This window comes from Streptomyces sp. WM4235 (genome assembly GCF_001279725.1).
Taxonomy (GTDB): Bacteria; Actinomycetota; Actinomycetes; order Streptomycetales; family Streptomycetaceae; genus Streptomyces.
Map to the genome: position 1 here is coordinate 1 of NZ_LGDE01000394.1, position 282 is coordinate 282.

The following is a 282-nucleotide window of genomic DNA, read 5'->3' on the forward strand; positions in this document are numbered from 1 at the left end:
CGTACGGTCTTCGTGTACGCGCACGATTTCCGGATCTTCGGTGGTGCGTTGGGCGAGGCGCACGCGACGAAGATCCACAAGATCATGGACATGGCCATCGCGGCGGGTGCGCCGCTGGTCTCCCTCAACGACGGCGCGGGTGCCCGCATCCAGGAGGGCGTCTCCGCGCTCGCCGGCTACGGTGGCATCTTCCAGCGGAACACGAAGGCCTCGGGTGTCATCCCGCAGATCTCGGTCATGCTCGGGCCCTGCGCGGGCGGCGCCGCCTACTCCCCGGCGCTC

General features: G+C 69.1%; 1 protein-coding gene. It reads left to right on the forward strand.

The genetic code is table 11. From position 1 onward, the window contains the following. Positions 1 to 282: carboxyl transferase domain-containing protein (locus ADK55_RS23595; protein ID WP_324611199.1), on the forward strand; the 282-nt coding region annotated here is incomplete at both ends.